Origin of the sequence: Bradyrhizobium sp. ORS 375, assembly GCF_000239775.1 — a bacterium.
Lineage (GTDB): Bacteria > Pseudomonadota > Alphaproteobacteria > Rhizobiales > Xanthobacteraceae > Bradyrhizobium.
Genome location: NZ_CAFI01000455.1, coordinates 27,302 through 44,543, shown reverse-complemented (window position 1 = coordinate 44,543; position 17,242 = coordinate 27,302). Strand labels below are relative to the sequence as shown.

The 17,242-nt window shown below is 65.4% G+C and carries 14 protein-coding genes; 8 read left to right on the top strand and 6 right to left on the bottom strand.

All coding sequences use genetic code 11. The features are described from left to right. The first annotated feature begins 248 nt into the window (after positions 1–248). From mnmE to BRAO375_RS30890, 5 genes are all read left to right on the top strand, one after another. The gene (mnmE, locus tag BRAO375_RS30910) at positions 249–1,583 is read left to right on the top strand and encodes a tRNA uridine-5-carboxymethylaminomethyl(34) synthesis GTPase MnmE (RefSeq protein ID WP_009031358.1); all 1,335 of its coding nucleotides are present in this window, start codon (positions 249–251) and stop codon (positions 1,581–1,583) included. 230 nt (positions 1,584–1,813) lie between these two features. After that, positions 1,814–3,691: a tRNA uridine-5-carboxymethylaminomethyl(34) synthesis enzyme MnmG gene (gene mnmG / locus BRAO375_RS30905; RefSeq protein WP_009031356.1), complete on the top strand. Its 1,878-nt coding sequence runs from the start codon at positions 1,814–1,816 to the stop codon at positions 3,689–3,691. Positions 3,692–3,702: 11 nt separating this feature from the next. Then, the gene (rsmG, locus tag BRAO375_RS30900) at positions 3,703–4,371 is read left to right on the top strand and encodes a 16S rRNA (guanine(527)-N(7))-methyltransferase RsmG (protein WP_009031355.1); all 669 of its coding nucleotides are present in this window, start codon (positions 3,703–3,705) and stop codon (positions 4,369–4,371) included. A 31-nt stretch (positions 4,372–4,402) separates the two neighbouring features. Next, positions 4,403–5,254: a ParA family protein gene (locus tag BRAO375_RS30895; protein WP_008962283.1), complete on the top strand. Its 852-nt coding sequence runs from the start codon at positions 4,403–4,405 to the stop codon at positions 5,252–5,254. Positions 5,255–5,414: 160 nt separating this feature from the next. Further along, entirely contained in the window at positions 5,415–6,311 is an 897-nt protein-coding gene (locus tag BRAO375_RS30890; RefSeq protein WP_035643153.1) for a ParB/RepB/Spo0J family partition protein, read from the top strand. Positions 6,312–6,727: 416 nt separating this feature from the next. Here the strand turns inward: BRAO375_RS30890 and holA are convergent, their stop codons facing one another. The 3 genes from holA to leuS are packed head-to-tail and all read right to left on the bottom strand — an operon-like array spanning position 6,728 to position 10,937. Continuing rightward, on the bottom strand, positions 6,728–7,756 hold the full coding sequence (gene holA / locus BRAO375_RS30885) for a DNA polymerase III subunit delta (protein ID WP_009031353.1): 1,029 nt from the start codon (positions 7,754–7,756) through the stop codon (positions 6,728–6,730). Between the two features lie 18 nt (positions 7,757–7,774). After that, entirely contained in the window at positions 7,775–8,326 is a 552-nt protein-coding gene (gene lptE / locus BRAO375_RS30880) for an LPS assembly lipoprotein LptE (protein WP_009031352.1), read from the bottom strand. Next, complete coding sequence (gene leuS, locus BRAO375_RS30875; protein WP_009031351.1) at positions 8,313–10,937, bottom strand: leucine--tRNA ligase; 2,625 nt, start codon at positions 10,935–10,937, stop codon at positions 8,313–8,315. Before leuS ends, lptE begins: the two co-directional genes overlap by 14 nt. Before the next feature lie 326 nt (positions 10,938–11,263). On the opposite strand from leuS, the gene BRAO375_RS30870 reads away from it, so the two are divergent. Beyond that, entirely contained in the window at positions 11,264–12,250 is a 987-nt protein-coding gene (locus BRAO375_RS30870; RefSeq protein ID WP_009031350.1) for a GGDEF domain-containing protein, read from the top strand. A gap of 18 nt (positions 12,251–12,268) precedes the next feature. Here the strand turns inward: BRAO375_RS30870 and BRAO375_RS30865 are convergent, their stop codons facing one another. Beyond that, on the bottom strand, positions 12,269–13,966 hold the full coding sequence (locus tag BRAO375_RS30865; RefSeq protein ID WP_009031349.1) for a sensor domain-containing diguanylate cyclase: 1,698 nt from the start codon (positions 13,964–13,966) through the stop codon (positions 12,269–12,271). A 112-nt stretch (positions 13,967–14,078) separates the two neighbouring features. Here BRAO375_RS30865 and BRAO375_RS30860 point away from each other — a divergent pair, with 112 nt between their 5' ends. Then, positions 14,079–14,765 carry a YggS family pyridoxal phosphate-dependent enzyme gene (locus tag BRAO375_RS30860; protein WP_009031348.1) on the top strand — a complete coding sequence of 229 codons (687 nt, stop codon included), beginning with the start codon at positions 14,079–14,081 and terminating at the stop codon, positions 14,763–14,765. 131 nt (positions 14,766–14,896) lie between these two features. Here BRAO375_RS30860 and BRAO375_RS30855 read toward each other — a convergent pair whose 3' ends face one another. Together BRAO375_RS30855 and BRAO375_RS30850 are read right to left on the bottom strand one after the other, a co-directional pair. Next, the gene (locus tag BRAO375_RS30855) at positions 14,897–15,679 is read right to left on the bottom strand and encodes a 2-keto-4-pentenoate hydratase (protein ID WP_009031347.1); all 783 of its coding nucleotides are present in this window, start codon (positions 15,677–15,679) and stop codon (positions 14,897–14,899) included. A 21-nt stretch (positions 15,680–15,700) separates the two neighbouring features. After that, entirely contained in the window at positions 15,701–16,222 is a 522-nt protein-coding gene (locus BRAO375_RS30850; protein WP_009031346.1) for a L,D-transpeptidase family protein, read from the bottom strand. Positions 16,223–16,497: 275 nt separating this feature from the next. Here BRAO375_RS30850 and BRAO375_RS30845 point away from each other — a divergent pair, with 275 nt between their 5' ends. Then, entirely contained in the window at positions 16,498–17,184 is a 687-nt protein-coding gene (locus BRAO375_RS30845) for a response regulator transcription factor (RefSeq protein WP_006612692.1), read from the top strand. Positions 17,185–17,242: the final 58 nt, after the last annotated feature.

Here is a 17,242-nt window from a genome sequence, read left to right as displayed (position 1 = left end):
GTGGAGAGAGATGAGCACAAGACTCTGATCGCCATACGCGATAGCCCGCGCTGAGGACGGTTCGGCTCATGGGTGCGAGCTGGATGCCAGGGTATTCTCTCCACTTCCGTCGGCGCGTGGATAAATCCGCCCCACCTAGCTCGCCGGTTTGGTGAGCGATCAACGCGCCCCTCCAGGAGCCTGTCCGGCGTAAAGCATGCCGGCGCAAACCGATTGTCTTTCTGGGCCGCCGAGCCCAATTGAACGTCATGCATCCTCACGACCAGACCATCTTCGCGCTGTCCTCGGGGCGGCTGCCGAGTGCGATTGCTCTCGTCCGTCTCTCTGGTCCACATGCCGGCCCAGCTCTTCAGATGTTGGCGGGAAAGATGCCGGCGTTGCGGGTGGCCACCCGGGCGCTGCTTCGTGACAGCCACGGCGAGCCGATCGACGATGCCGTGGTGCTGTGGTTTCCTTCACCGGCCAGCGCCACCGGTGAGGACGTCGCCGAGCTCCATGTCCATGGCAGCCGCGCGGTCCTCGCGACGCTGTTCACGGTGTTGTCGGGGATGCCCGGCTTGCGTCCGGCCGAGCCGGGCGAGTTCACACGGCGCGCCTTCGAGAGCGGCAAGATTGATCTCACCGAAGCCGAGGGGCTCGACGATCTGATCCATGCCGACACGGACCGGCAGCGGCGCCAGGCGCTGCGCCAGTTGAAAGGTCTTCTCGGCGACAAGGCGCGGAGCTGGCGCGAACAGATCATCGAAGCCGCGGCGCTGATCGAGGCGGGGATCGATTTTTCGGACGAAGGCGATGTCCCGGCCGAGCTGATGGCGCCCGCCTTGTCGCGGGTTGAACAGCTCCTGCAGGAGATCGAAGCGGTGCTGGCCGCGGAGGGGCGGGCTGAGCGTCTCCGCGACGGTCTCACTGTTGTCATCGCCGGGCCACCCAATGCCGGCAAGTCGACGCTGATGAACCAGCTGGCGCGGCGCGAGGTGGCGATCGTCTCGCCGCATGCCGGGACCACGCGGGATCTCATTGAGGTTCAGCTGGATCTCGACGGCTATCCGGTAACGGTCATCGACACAGCCGGGATCCGGGAGACCGATGATCCGGTCGAGCAGGAGGGTGTCCGGCGGGCGCGGGACCGCGCGGCTCATGCCGACCTGGTTTTCTGGTTGTCGGAGCACGACCGCACCGAGGTGGAGCGTCAAGGTGACACCCCAGTCTGGCTGGTCCGGACCAAGAGGGATCTGGAGGGGGCGGAGGAATCGATCGAGCCCGGGCCCATAGCGAGCCGGGCGTTTGGGATCTCCGCAAGAAGCGGGGCAGGGATGGCCGTGCTGCTGGACGCTCTGGTGGGGTTTGCCCGCGACTTCTTTGGTTCGACCGAGGGCGGGCTCATCACGCGGGAGCGTCAGAGACAATCGCTTCGACAAGCGGCCGATGCGCTGCGACAGAGTTTGGGCGCCGTCGATCGCGGCGAGGAGCTCGTCGCCGAGGAGCTGAGGATCGCGGCACTCGCGCTGGGCCGCTTGCTAGGGCGGGTCGATGTCGAGGATCTGCTCGATCTGATCTTCCGCGAATTCTGCATCGGGAAATAGGTCGCGGAGATCGGGATAGGCACGAATATGCTTAATGAGAGATTGCTTGGTTAACCTATCGTCAAACGTTTCACGTGAAACAGATGCGCTGGAACTTCTCAGCTGTTTCACGTGAAACAAGCATGTGGGGCTGGGCGCAGTGTTTCACGTGAAACACGCTGCCGCTGCCCATCCTTCTGTTTCACGTGAAACGTCTTCCGGGCGTTGCCGTCAACCGCTAGATAGCTGACATGACCGAGCACCTGACATCCTACGACGTCATCGTCATTGGCGGTGGCCACGCCGGCTGTGAAGCCGCCGCCGTATCCGCGCGCATGGGCGCTCGGACGGCTCTCGTCACGCACCAGTTCGCGACCGTCGGCGCGATGTCCTGCAATCCCGCGATCGGCGGTTTGGGCAAAGGGCACCTGGTCCGGGAGGTCGACGCTCTGGATGGTCTGATGGGGCGGGTGGCGGACGCCGGCGGCATCCAATTTCGGGTGCTGAACCGCCGGAAGGGACCAGCTGTCCGTGGTCCCCGCGCCCAGGCTGACCGGAAGCTCTACGCCGCCGCGATGCAGGCTGCGATCCGCGAGACCGTCCATCTCTCCGTGATCGAGGGCGAAGCCGATGAGCTGATGGTCGGCGATGGCGGCGTGACCGGGATCAAGCTCGCCGATGGCCGGTCCTTTGTTTGTGGCGCGGTGGTGATCACCACCGGCACCTTCCTGCGCGGCCTCATTCACCTCGGGGAGAAGACCTGGCCGGCCGGCCGGGTCGGTGAAGCGCCGGCGCTCGGCCTGTCGCGCTCCCTCGAAGCCATCGGCTTCAATCTAGGTCGTCTGAAGACCGGAACGCCTCCACGTCTCGACGGCACCACCATCGACTGGGCCGCAGTCGAGATGCAGCCGGGCGACGATCCCGCGGAGCCGTTCTCCGTGCTGACCAAGAGGATCACCACGCCGCAGATCCAGTGCGGCATCACCCGGACGACGACCGCGACCCACGACGTGATCCGCGCCAACGTCCACCGCTCGCCGATGTACTCCGGCCAGATCAAGTCGACCGGCCCGCGCTATTGCCCGTCGGTCGAGGACAAGATCGTCCGCTTTGGCGATCGCGACGGCCACCAGATCTTTCTGGAGCCGGAAGGTCTCGACGATACGACGGTATACCCGAACGGCATCTCGACCTCGCTCCCAGAGGAGGTTCAGCTGGCGCTGCTGCCGACCATTCCCGGCCTCGAGCGGGTGCGAATGATCCGGCCGGGCTATGCCATCGAATACGATCACGTCGATCCGCGCGAGCTGGAGCCGACCCTGCAGACCAAGCGGATGAAGAGACTCTTCCTGGCCGGCCAGATCAACGGGACGACGGGATACGAAGAGGCGGCCGCGCAGGGTCTAGTCGCCGGGCTGAATGCGGCGCTGGCCGCCAGCGGCGGCGAGCCGATCGTGTTCGATCGCGCCGATGGCTATCTGGGCGTCATGATCGACGACCTGGTCACGCGCGGCATCACCGAGCCGTATCGGATGTTCACGTCACGCGCGGAGTATCGTCTGACGCTGCGGGCCGACAATGCCGACCAGCGGCTGACCGACAAGGGCATCGGGCTCGGCTGTGTCGGAGGCAAGCGGGCGCGTCTTCACCGCGGCAAGATGGCGGCGCTCGAGGCGGCGCGTGGCGTGGCGACGTCGCTGACGATCACGCCGAACGAGGCGGCCAAGCATGGGCTCACGCTCAACCGCGACGGCCAGCGCCGCTCGGCGTTCGAGCTGATGGCGTATCCTGAGATCGACTTTGCGAGGGTGAGATCGATCTGGCCGGAGCTCGGAGCGATCGATCCGGCCATCGCCACCCATCTTGAGATAGATGCGAAATACGATGTCTACGTCCGCCGGCAGAGCGAGGATGTCGACGCGTTCCGGCGCGACGAGGGCCTGGTGCTCGGGGACATCGACTACGCGATGGTCCCCGGTCTCTCGAACGAGGCGCGCGCCAAGCTGGCCGCCGCGAAGCCTTGGACGATCGGGCAGGCGGGTCGCATCGATGGAATGACGCCGGCGGCACTGGGGATCCTGGCTGCCTATCTCCGCCGTGAAGCCCGGCGGAACAAGGCTGCGAGCTGAGGACGTTTCACGTGAAACGAGCAACGTCCGCGACCGCGCACAATGCGCTCGCATCCGACAAGGCCGCAGCCCTGGCGCTGACTCCCGTTTCACGTGAAACGGAGCAGCGCCTCGATCGCTACATCGCGCTGCTGCTGGAGTGGCAGGCCAAGACCAATCTGGTCGCGCCGTCGACCCTGCCGCATCTCTGGACGCGGCACATTTCGGATTCGTTGCAGCTGCTCGATCTCGCGCCCGAGGCCAAGATCTGGGTCGACCTCGGCAGCGGCGGCGGCTTCCCCGGCGTGGTGCTCGCCTGTGCGCTCGCCGAACGGCCCGGTGCGCAGGTCCATCTGGTCGAGCGCATCGCCAAGAAGGCGGCCTTCCTGCGCGAAGCAATTCGCGTCACCGGCTCACCTGGGACAGTGCATTTGTCAGAGATCGGGGATATCGTGGAGAAGTGGAGCGGGCGAGTCGATTGCGTGACCGCACGCGCGCTGGCTCCGCTACACCAACTCATCGGCTTTGCGGAGCCCTTGGTAAAAAAAGGCGCGAAAGCGCTGTTTCTCAAGGGTCAAGATGTAGAAGCGGAATTGACCGAATCTACTAAGTATTGGAAAATTGAGCCGAAACTTCATTCCAGCCGGACGGGCGGGCAGGGCTGGATCGTCGCAATCGATTGCATCGAGCGACAAGGCTGAACTCCCGCCGCAACAACCATGGCGACTGCGCATGTCCGTAATTGATCAGATTTATCAAGAAGATAGGGCTCCGCACCCGGAGGGGCATCCGCGCATCCTGGCGCTCGCCAATCAGAAGGGCGGGGTCGGCAAGACGACGACCGCGATCAACCTGGGCACCGCGCTGGCCGCCATCGGCGAGCGCGTGCTGATCGTCGATCTCGATCCGCAGGGCAACGCCTCGACCGGTCTCGGCATCGACCGCGGCAGCCGCAACTGCTCGACCTACGACGTGCTGATCGGCGAGGCCTCGCTGCGCGACGCCGTCGTTGCGACCGCCGTGCCGCGCCTTCACATCGCCTCCTCAACGATGGACTTGTCGGGTCTGGAGCTCGAGCTCGGCACCAGCGCCAACCGCGCCTTCCGCCTGCGCGACGCGATCGCCGGCCTCAACAACAACGTCTCGCCGGAGAACGACTACACCTATGTGCTGGTCGACTGCCCGCCGTCGCTGAACCTGCTGACCGTCAACGCGATGGCCGCCTCGGATGCGATCCTGGTGCCGCTGCAGTGCGAGTTCTTCGCGCTCGAAGGTCTGTCGCAACTCTTACAGACTGTGGAGCAGGTGCGCTCGACCTTGAACCCGAACCTGTCGATCCATGGCATCGTGCTGACGATGTTCGACTCGCGCAACAACCTGTCCAACCAGGTCGTGGCCGACGTCCGTCAATTCATGGGATCGAAGGTCTACAACACGATGATCCCGCGCAACGTGCGCATCTCCGAAGCGCCGTCCTATGGCAAGCCGGTGCTGGTCTATGACCTCAAGTGCGTCGGCAGCGAGGCCTATCTGAAGCTCGCGACCGAGGTCATCCAGCGCGAGCGCGACCTGCGCGCCAACTGATCAGTTGCCATATCTCTGGCTGACATCGAGTCAGCCGGTCCTCAGTCGGGGATGACGGCGAATTCCGGAGGCGGGGTTCGCAATCCCCTTTCATTGCGCCGAGGCCGCGGTTCGGCAGCAGACGCAAGTGGAGCGTGACGTGAATCCAAAGGAGAAGGCGATGGCGGAGGAGTCGCGATCGCGTCTGGGCCGGGGCCTGGCAAGTCTGATCGGTGACGTGAACCGCGAGGCCGGCGCGCCGCCGGAGCGGCCGCGCAATCAGCGCAAGGTGCCGATCGAGTTTCTCAAGCCGAACCCGCGCAATCCGCGCAAGACGTTTTCCGACGGCGAGCTCGCCGAGCTCTCGGCCTCGATCAAGCAGCACGGCGTGATCCAGCCGATCGTGGTGCGTCCGATCAAGGGCCAGCAGGACCGCTTCGAGATCATCGCGGGCGAGCGGCGCTGGCGGGCGTCGCAGGCCGCCGGCCTGCACGAAGTCCCGATCGTCCCGGTCGATGTCAGCGACAGCGATGCGCTGGAGCTCGCAATCATCGAGAACGTGCAGCGCGAGGACCTCAACCCGATGGAAGAGGCGCAGGGCTATCACGCGCTTGCCAACGAGTTCAAACGCAATCAGGAAGAGATCGCCAAGATCGTCGGCAAGAGCCGCAGCCACGTCGCCAACATGATGCGGCTCACCAAGCTGCCGGCGGAGGTGCAGGGCTTCATCGCCACCGGCGAGATTTCGGCCGGCCATGCGCGCGCGCTGATCAACCTGCCGGACCCGCTGACGGCGGCGAAGAAGATCATTGCGGAAGGGCTGAACGTCCGCCAGACCGAGGCGCTCGCGCATGAGGAAGGCGTTCCCGAGCGCAAGCCGCAGAAGCCGCGCAGCGCGGGCGGCAGCGCGCCGGCGGAAAAGAAGGACGCCGACACGATCGCGCTGGAGAAGCGTGTCGGCGATGCGCTCGGCCTGAACGTCTCGATCAGCCACCGCGATCCCGGCGGCACGGTGCAGATCACCTACCGCAGCCTCGAGCAGCTCGACGAGGTGATGCGGCGGCTTGAGCAGGGTTAGGTGTGAGGGCGCGGCGCTTACTTCATCGTGGCACCGATGAGCTCGGCCTAATTTCTTTCAGCTATTGAGACGCTCTCTCCCTCGTCATGGCCGGGCTTGACGAGCTACTGACTGGAAGAGCTACTCAACTGACGACAGCGTGTACGACGGTTTGTCCTGACAGTGGCTGCCCAACGCGAACCCCGGCGCTCTCCTCCGTCATTCCGGGGCGCGCGCAGCACGAGCCCGGAATCCATGTCACGGAAGGTGCTGCGGCCCGATGGATTCCGGGCTCGCCCTTCGGGCGCCCCGGAATGACGGCGGAGGTTGGAGAGCGGTCTCGGATCCCCACGGGCTGACGGTCCACTCGGGCTGAAAAATTCATTCGAGTCGAAGCTCTCGACGTCGTCTTCAGCGCGCCAGCCTGCCGCCCACGATCACCCCTTGCGCCGCGCCGCCACCGCGATCGACAGCAGCGTCCGTTGCGCGATCGCGGCCGCGAGTCCAGGCTGCTTGCGCATCTCCAGCGCGGCGGTCGCGAGCTGGTCGATGATCGGCAGCAAGCGGGTAGGGGAGAAGTTGCGCAGCGCTGTTTCCGCGCTCGGCTTGCGCGAGAAGTGCAGCCGCGGGAAGCCACCTTCGAGGATGCTCGATACCGGCGTGCCAGCGGCCACCGCGAGCGCCGACTTGTGCAGCCATGCGGCATGTCGTTGCGCAGCCGAGATGATGACGCCGGGATACGTGCCGGCGATCATCGCCTTGCCGAACTCGGTCTCGACCACATCGGGCTTGCCGCCGAAGGCGCCGTCGACGATCGGGTCGAGCTTCATCTCGGAGGCGTCGGCGACCACGGCCATCACATGATCGAGCGTCACCTCGCCTTCGCCATGGGCGAACAGCGTCAGCTTGCGGACCTCGTTGCGCGAGGCCTGCCGGTCGCCGCCGAGCAGCGCCATCAGATAGGCGCGGGCGTCGGGCGCGATGCGCAGGCTGGCCATGCGCAGCTCGTCGTCGATCAGCTTGGCGAGGTCACGCTCGGTGTCCGGATAACAGCCGATCGCCACCGCGCTCGCCGCCTTCTCGCAGATCTTGCGTAAGGGTGAGTCCGGCCGGATGTCGCCGGCCTCGATGACGATGCGGCAGTCGCGCACATTCATCTGGCTCAGCGTCTCGACGCCGCTGGCAAAGGTCCGGGATCCCGCGCGGACGCGAATGGCGCGGCGGCCGCCGAACAGCGGTACGGTCATGGCCTCGTCGACCAGCCGCGACGGCTCGGCCGCCAGCTCGTCGCCATCGAGCCGGACCACGGAAAACGGATCGTCGGGATTATCGACGGCGGACGCGATCAGTGCCTCGGCCCGCTCGCGGACCAGGCCGGCATCCGGGCCGTACAACAAGATCAGCGGACGAGCCGCATCCGGCTTGGCAAGGAAGGCGTCGATGTCTCGTCCGCGCAGCGCGACCACGGCGGTGTCAGCCGTGCGTCAGGTGCCCGCGGTGAAGAAGGCCGCGAGCCGGGTCTTGATCTTCTCGGCGACCTCCTCGGAGGCGCGATCCTCGGCGTCGCGGAATGCGCGCTGCCGGGCGAAGCGCTGGTACGAGCCCGGGATGTCATAGGACGTGCGCGCGAAGGTCGTGCCGGTCATGACCGACTTGTTGGTCGCCAGATCCACCAGATTGTACTGCACGTCGATGCCGACATTCTCCGTGGTCGGCAGGCCGGTGGTCTGCGACACGATCAGCGATGACCGGCTGGTCTGGAACTTCAGCACCAGCTTGTGGGTCGGGGCCGTGCCGGTCGCGGTGCCGTAGAGCTTGAAGGCGAGCGCGTTGCGGATGTCGACGCCGATGCGCGCCTCGGGCGAGGCGTTCGGTTTGTCGACCGGCGGCAGCTCGACGCCCATCAGCTTGTCGCGCAGGCCCGGGGTGCCGTCGGCATGCTCGGCATACATCGGCTGGAAGCAGCCGGCCGTCAGCCCGGCCAGGGCGGCCACAGCAATCAGCCGCGCAGCGATCCGAAACCTAGCCGACGACATTCACGATCCTCTTGGGAACAATGATCACCTTGCGGACGGGCTTGCCGTCCAGCGCCAGTTTTACTGCATCGAGGGCCAAAACGGCAGACTCAATTTCCGGATTCTGCGCGTTGCTGGCGACTGTGACTTCTCCGCGCTTCTTGCCGTTGACCTGCACCACCAGGGTCATGCTGTCCTCAACCAGCAAATCTCGTTCGATTTGCGGCCAGGCGGCTTCCGAAATCAGCCCGGAGTGACCCAGCACCTGCCAGCATTCTTCGGCGAGATGCGGCATCATCGGCGAGAACAGCTGCACCAGGATGCCGGCCGCCTCGCGGATCGCCCAGGCGAGGTCCGGCGCCGGCTTGGCCGGCCGGCCCAGCACGTCGGCCAGCGCATTGGCGAATTCGCGGATATGCGCCAGGCAGACGTTGAAGTGCAGCCGCTCGATGCCGCCGGTCACCTTGTCGAGCGCGCCATGCGCGGCCTTGCGCAGCGCCAGCGCGTCCGGGCCGAACGTGGCCGGGCGGGAGGAGGGGGCCTCGGCGGAGGCCGCGACCGATTCGTTGACCAGCCGCCACAGGCGTTGGACAAACCGGGCCGCGCCCTGAACCCGCTCGTCGCTCCAGATCACGTCGCGATCCGGCGGCGAGTCCGACAGCATGAACCAGCGCGCGACGTCGGCGCCGTAGCTCTCGATGATGTCGTCGGGATCGACGGTGTTCTTCTTCGACTTCGACATCTTCTCGATCGGACCGATCGTGATGTCCTCGCCGGTGGCGGTCAGCACCGCGCGGCGGCCATTGCCGCCGACCTCGATCTTCACGTCGGCTGGATTGACGTAGGTGCCGTCGGCCTTCTGGTAGGTCTCGTGCACCACCATGCCCTGCGTGAACATGCCGGCGAATGGCTCGTCCATCGCGACGTGACCGGTGGCCTTCATCGCGCGGGTGAAGAAACGGCTATAGAGCAGATGCAGGATCGCGTGCTCGACGCCACCGATATACTGGTCGACCGGCATCATCCGGTTGGCCACCGCAGGCGTGGTCGGCGCAGCCTCGTTCCACGGATCGGTGAAGCGCGCGAAGTACCAGGACGAATCCACGAAGGTGTCCATGGTATCGGTTTCACGCGTCGCCTTGCCTCCGCATTTCGGGCAGGTGACGTGCTTCCAGGTCGGATGGTGGTCCAGCGCATTGCCCGGCTTGTCGAAGGTGACGTCGTCAGGCAGCACTACCGGCAGGTCCTTCGCCGGAACCGGCACGACATCGCATTTGGCGCAGTGGATCACCGGGATCGGGCAGCCCCAATAGCGCTGCCGCGAGATGCCCCAGTCGCGCAGGCGGAAATTGACCTGGCGCTCGCCGACTGGTGAGCCGCCACGCTGCTCGCTCTCCAGCCGCTTCGCGACTTCGTCCTTGGCCTGCGCGATCGTCATGCCATCGAGGAAGCGCGAGTTGATCATTCGGCCGTCACCGTCGAAAGCAGTGTCGGTGATGACGAAGCTCGCGGGGGCCTGTCCTTCCGGGCAGACCACCGGCGTGTTGCCGAGACCGTATTTGTTGACGAAGTCGAGGTCGCGCTGGTCATGTGCCGGACAGCCGAAGATGGCGCCGGTGCCGTACTCCATCAGCACGAAATTCGCGACATAGACCGGCAATGTCCAGCTCGGGTCGAACGGATGCACGGCACGGATGCCGGTGTCGAAACCCTGCTTCTCGGCGGTGTCGATCGCCTCTTGCGCGGTACCGATGCGCTTGATCTCGGCGATGAACGCGGCGAGCTCGGGATTCTTGGCGGCGGCCGCCTGCGCCAGCGGATGGTCGGCCGAGATCGCCATGAATTTGGCGCCGAACAGCGTGTCCGGTCGCGTCGTGAAAATCTTCAGCTCGGTCTCGCCAGCCGGCACAGTCTTCGGATCCAGCGCGAAGCGGATCAGCAGGCCTTCGGAGCGGCCGATCCAGTTCCGCTGCATCAGCCGCACCTTGTCGGGCCAGCGATCCAGCCCGTCGAGCGCGTCCAGCAATTCCTGCGAGTACTTCGTGATCTTGAACACCCACTGGTTCATCTCACGCTGTTCGACCACCGCACCGGAGCGCCAGCCGCGGCCGTCGATGACCTGCTCGTTGGCGAGCACGGTCATGTCGACCGGATCCCAGTTCACCTTGCGCTGCTCGCGCTCCACCAGCCCGGCTTGCATGAAGTCCAGGAACATCTTCTGCTGGTGCTTGTAGTAGGACGGATCGCAGGTCGCGAACTCGCGGGCCCAGTCGAGCGACAGGCCGATCGAGCGCAACTGCTTCTTCATCGCGGCGATGTTGTCGTAGGTCCACGCCTTCGGCGCGACCTTGCGCTCGATCGCGGCGTTCTCCGCCGGAAGGCCGAACGCGTCCCACCCCATCGGATGCAGCACGTTGAAGCCCTTGGCGCGCATGAACCGCGCCAGCACGTCACCCAGGGTATAATTACGGACATGGCCGATATGGATGCGTCCCGACGGATAGGGAAACATCTCGAGTACGTAGTATTTCGGACGCGGATCGTCGTTCTTGGTGGCGAAAATCGCCTTGTCGTCCCACTGGCGCTGCCAGCGCGGCTCGGCTTCACGGGCGTTGTAGCGTTCGGATGTCATGGAATCGCTTGTAATTTTCGAGGATTCGCGTCGTTTCAAGACGGCGGACTAGGCCACAAAAGCAGCACCTCGGTCAATGGGGCGGCAGATGATGATACCATTTCGTGCAGCTGCTAAGCGACGGTAATCGCGCGATTTTTTTGCGCGCTCCGCCGGGAGTGTCGGAGGTCGGGTTGAGGCGCGGTTAAGACTTGAATGGGACACTGAGTGCACAAATCCAGGCTTAAAGCCCGCATCTGGGATCAACCCTCATCGTGTCCGGCGCTACGTTCGACGAGCTTGACTTCGAGTACGCGACGACTGTCGCGGAAAAGGCCATGAAATCCATGGCTCAACAGCGCGTGCCACCGACGCCTAACAACTTTCATCTGTGGTTCAAATACTCGCTCGGCTCGGCTTCGGACCTGAAGCGCGCCGTCGACATTCTCGTCAGCAACAAGCGCAAGTTTGATAAGACCACCAACCAGGCACTGTTCGATACCTACATCGGTCAGCAGGGCACCGAAGCGGCCGTCGTTCACAAAGTCTCGCAGCAGCTGCATGGCGTGATGGACTCCGCCAAGAGCTATCTGACCGCCGCGATCGCCGACAACCGCACCCACATGGCGGCGATCGACGGCGTTGCCGAGCGCAGCGAGCAGGGCGTCGATCCGAAAATCCTGATCGAGAATCTCGTCAGCGAGCTCGCGCAGGCGACCGCGCGGGCGGCGAAGCTCGAGGCGAGCTTCGCCGAGAAGTCGCGCGAGCTCGACACCATCAGGGACTCGCTCAACAAGTCGGAGCAGCGCGCGCGCACCGATACGCTCACCGGACTGCCGAACCGCCGTGCGCTCGAAGAATTCTTCCGTCATGCGCAGGTCGACGCGATGGAGCGCGACGAGCCGCTCAGCATTCTCCTGATCGATGTCGATCACTTCAAGAAGTTCAACGACAATTACGGCCACGGCGTCGGCGACCAGGTGCTGCGCCTGGTCGCCAAGGCGCTGCGCGAGCGCGTGCGTGAGAAGGATCTTCCCGCCCGCTATGGCGGCGAGGAGCTGATCGCGGTGCTGCCGGAGACCGATCTCGAAGGCTGCACCGCCATCGCCGAGCGCATCCGGCGCACCATCGCCGATTGTCAGTTCACCCGCCGCTCGACCGGCGAGGTGCTGCCGCAGATCACGGTGTCGATCGGCGTCGGCCAGTTCCAGTTCGGCGAGTCGATGGCCGATCTGATCGACCGCTGCGATCGCGCGCTATATCTGGCCAAGAAGCTCGGCCGCAACCGCGTCGTCACCGAGCTCGAGCTCGACCGCAAGCTGGCGGTGGGCTGATCTGCTTGCCGCGTCGGCTCAGCTGGCGCGCGCCACGCCTTCGCCGGCCTCGGCAATCTCACCAAATCCATGCGCGACCACCGTGTTGCGGCCGCGATGCTTGGCGGCATAGAGCGCCGCATCGGCGGCCTCGATCAGGTCACCCGGCGTGAGTGACTCGTTGGGTCGTGTCGACGCGACGCCGACGCTGACGGTGACGCATTGATGCACCGACGTTGCGTGCGGCAGCTCCAGGTCGAGCACCGCGGCGCGGACCTGTTCACCGATCTCGAGCGCCTGCCTGGCGCTCATGCCGGGCAGCAGTAGGCAGAACTCCTCGCCGCCATAACGGCCGGCAAAAGCCGTTGTGGCGCCGGCGATCTCGGACAGCGCCTCGCCGAGTCGCGACAGACAGGCGTCGCCCTCGGGATGGCCATAGGTGTCGTTGTAGAGCTTGAAATGATCGACATCGATCATCAGCAGCGAGAGGTCGCTGCCGGTCTGCTGCGCGCGGGCCCATTCGACGTCGATGCGGTTCTGGAAGCCGCGGCGGTTGGCAAGGCCGGAAAGCATGTCGATCGACGCCATCACCGTCAGCCGGTCGTTGGCGGCAACCAGCTCGCGCTCGCGCTGGCCGAGCTTGGCGGCCATGGCGTTGAACGATTTCGCCAGCGGCAGAAACTCCGACGGCAGATGCTTGGTGGCGACGCGCGCCGTCCAATGGCCGTGACCGAAGCGCTTGGCTGTCGCGGCAAGCATGTTGACCGGCTTCACGATCAGCTTCTCGGCCGCGATCAGCGCGCCAAGCAGCACGATCAGGCAGACCAGGCCGGCCTGCAGATAGGCATTGCGGATCTCGCGATCGATCGCGGCGGTGACGCGGGTCTCGTCGATGCTGACGATCAGCCTCGATCCGCTGTCCGCGATCCGCGTGAAGGTGATCGCGCGCTTGGAGCCGTCGGCCGCCGTGAAGCTCAACGTCTCCGTCGGCTTGCTCGAGCTCATCGCAGCTTCGGCGACGGCGGACAGCAACGGCACGCTGTCGAGCGGCCGCCCGATCAGCTCGGTGCGGTCGGCGGGCGCGGCCAGCACGGTTCCCTCGCTGTCGATCAGCACCGCGGTGATGCCCGGGCGGCCGCCAAGATTGCTCATGATCTTGGACATCCATTCCAGGTTCACGCTCGCCAGCATCACCGCATCGGGGTCGCCGGTGATCGCACCGACCGGATAGGCCGCCATCATGATCGGCGTCTGCGCCGGCCTGGACAGCAGATAATCGCTGAACACGAAGTCGCGTGCTTCCTGGGCGCCGCGGAAATATGGCCGGTCACTGAAATCGAGCCCGACATACTGGTTGTTGGTCGAGCACTGGATCCGGCCGTCGCGGCCGGCGATCATCAGCGTGCGGATCCACGGCAGCGTTGCCGGCAGGCTGGCCCGCATCATGTCGCAGCTGCGGCTCACGCCGGAGGTGGAGGCCCGGACATAGGCCGTCGACTTCAGCACCGTCTCCACCGACATGATGACTTCGCGCTGCATGTCGGCGCTCTGCCGTGCGAGACCGAAAAATTCCTCGGAGGCGAGCGCGATCTGCCGGGTTCTGGCGCTTTCCAGGGACCTGGCGCGTTCCAACATCAGCGGCGCAACCAGAATCAGGGCAAGCAGCGCCAGGCGCGCGCGAATCCCCATCAGCCGGTTCAGCTTCACTCTATTGCGATTGAAGCGGATGCTTGGCATTTCTGACCCCTACCCCCGGCGAGCAGGGTAAGGGGAAGGGTTCAAGAACCCTTTTTCGAACTCCGTAAAATTGCAGCCAAACCCGTAAATCTACCGAACCACGGATGTCATCGTGCCCGACGCCCCGAACGCTTCCGCCTCCTCTGCCCCCTCAGCGCTGGCCGCGGTCGAGCAGGAGATCCTGCGCGCCTGCAGCGACGCCAGGCGCGATCGCGCCTCGGTCACGCTGATCGCTGTGTCGAAAACCTTTTCCGCCGACGCGATCGAGCCGGTGATCCGGGCGGGACAGCTTGTGTTCGGCGAGAACAGGGTTCAGGAGGCCAAGGGAAAATGGCCTGCCATGATGGCGGCGCATCCGGGGCTGTCGCTGCACCTGATCGGGCCGCTGCAATCCAACAAGGCCAAGGAGGCGGTGGCGCTGTTCGACGCCGTCCATTCGGTGGACCGGCCGAGCCTCTGTTCGGCGCTGGCCAAGGAGATCGCGGCGCAGGGCCGGCATCCGCAGCTGTTCGTCCAGATCAACACCGGCGAGGAGCCGCAGAAGGCGGGCATCGCGCCTGGCGACGCCGACGCCTTCATTGCCGCCTGCCGCAAGGATTATGGACTCGAGATCTCGGGGCTGATGTGCATCCCGCCAGTCGAGGAGGCGCCGGGTCCGCATTTTGCGCTCACCGCCAAGATCGCCGCGCGCAATGGCCTTCCCAACCTGTCGATGGGCATGAGCGCCGATTTCGCCACCGCGATCCAGTTCGGTGCCACCCACATCCGCGTCGGCTCCGCGATCTTCGGCCACCGCTGAACCGCCCGTCCTCGTTATTGCGAGCGCAGCGAAGCAATCCAGCGCCAAGAAGGAAGTCTGGATCGCTTCGCTGAGCCTGTCATCCGGCCGCGCGTTGCGCGGACCGGTTGGCTCGCGATGACGAGCGTCTGTCAGTCGAATCTGACCGACACTCGCCCGAGGTCGCCGAAATCGGCGTCCATCACGTCGCCGCTGGCGATCGGCAGCGGCGGGTGGCAGGTCCCGGTCGTGACCACCTGCCCTGCCCGCGTCGTGATGCCGAGCGCGCTGAGCTCGTTGACCAGCCAAGCCAGAGCGACGCGCGGATCGCCGAGCACATTGCGGCCGTGCCCGACGAAGGTCTTGCCGCGCAACGTGATGCGTGGCCGCTCTTCGACGAGGTCGCGGCTGCGCCAGTCGGCGGTGGTCGGCTCGCCGAGCACGAACAGGTGCGCGCAGGCATTGTCGGCGATCAGCTGCGCCTCGCCGGCGCCGACGAAGTCGGCGAAGCGGGAATCCGGGATCTCGATCGCCGGGTGCAGCGTGGCGACGGCGGCGAGCACCTCGGCGACGTCATACGGTGTCGGCCGCGGCTGCAGGTCGGCGCCGAAGCGGAAGGCAAATTCCGGCTCGGCCACGCGCATGGCGTTGCCGGCCATCGAGGCGATGCCGCCGACCGGCAGCACGGTCTCGGCAAGGATGCGTCCGGCCATCGGGCCGGCGACGTTGATGTGGCGCTGGCCGGCCTCGCTGGTGGCGGCGATCTTCCAGCCGAACAAGAGCTCCGAGTGCTTCTCGAGCTCGGCCTGGATGGCGTAGCCTTGCACCCGGTCACGCGGGCGTAGCTCCGGCGGCAGCGCGTCGAGCTTGCTGCCCTGCTGCCAGTGCGAGCGCAGGATGGCTGAAGCGCCGGCCGATTGATCCGGTGCGCGCATGATGTCCTCCCCCGTCTCTTCTTACGCGATGACGATCCTGGTGCGCGGCCCGATCCTTTGCAACAGCCGCAGCATGGCAGGGCGGGTCATCGCGACGCAGCCGGCGGTCGGACCGAAATGCGGCCGCGCCAGATGCAGGAACACGGCGCTGCCGCGGCCGGCGATCCGCGGCCTTGTGTTGTGGTCGATCTCGATGATGAAGTCGTAGAGATGATCCTGGCGCGCCAGCCGGTCGCCGGGCTGGTCGCCGCGCAGCCGGATCGCCCGGTTGTAATGCGGGTCAGCCGGATTCTCGCACCAGGCGTCCTCAGGCCCGATCGGCCGCACCGGCAGGAAGGTCCGCGGACGGGGATGGCGGTCGGCCCGCCACCACAGCCGGCGCGGGGTGAATGTGCCGCGCGGGGTGCCGCCGTCACCCTCGCGCTTGTTGGCGAGAATGCCGCCGCGGCCGAGTGCCACCGGGACGACATGACCCCAGACCGTCAGCCAGCCGCGCTGCCGCGACCCGGCCGATGAGCGAATCGAGATCAGGGTCGCTTCCATACCAATTTACCTCGTGTATAAAGAGATGAAACAACGTGCCTTTTCATTGCCATGGATTGCCCGGCAATTGCCTTAATGTCGGCGAATGGTCCGCGCCGAGGGTCGAACAGGACATTCATCGCATTCCCTGCCCAATTCTGGGGTAGAGTGGCTGCCGCTTGTGAATCGGTAACAGCCCCCTACTTCAAGACGAAACAGGGCTCATGAGCCTGTTTGCCCACCGCTGCGGCGCCCACTTTCCGATTCCCGCCGGCGCCACCAAGAGGATTGTACCAATGGCCAATGCCCGCAAGATCCTGATCGTGGACGACGACACCGATCTGCGCGACACCCTGATGGAGCAGCTCTCGCTGCATGACGAGTTCGAAGCCCAGGCCGTCGACACCGGCGCCAAGGGTGCCAGCGCGGCAAAGGCCAACTCCCCCGATCTGGTGCTGATGGATGTCGGGCTGCCCGATACCGACGGCCGCGAGGTGGTGCGTAGCTTGCGCAAGGGTGGCTTCAAGGCCCCGATCATCATGTTGACCGGTCACGATACTGATTCGGATACGATCCTCGGGCTTGAGTCCGGCGCCAACGACTATGTCGCCAAGCCCTTCCGATTCGCCGTGCTGCTCGCGCGCATCCGCGCTCAGTTGCGCCAGCACGAGGCCAGCGAGGACGCGGTGTTCTCGGTCGGCCCCTACAGTTTCCGTCCCGGCTCCAAGATGCTGACCGGTGCCAATGCCCGCAAGGTCCGCCTGACGGAAAAGGAGACGGCGATCCTGCGCTTCCTCTACCGCGCCGGCCAGCAGCCGGTATCCCGCGAGACCCTGCTCCAGGAGGTCTGGGGCTACAATTCCGGCGTCACGACCCACACGCTGGAGACCCATATTTACCGTCTGCGGCAGAAAATCGAAAAAGATGCCGCGAATCCAGAGATTCTGGTGACGGAGGCCGGTGGCTACAAGTTGGTGCCGTGATACGGTTCGGGGATGGCGGGTTGCCGTCTATGATATTGGTTCCATTTCGCCTTCCCCG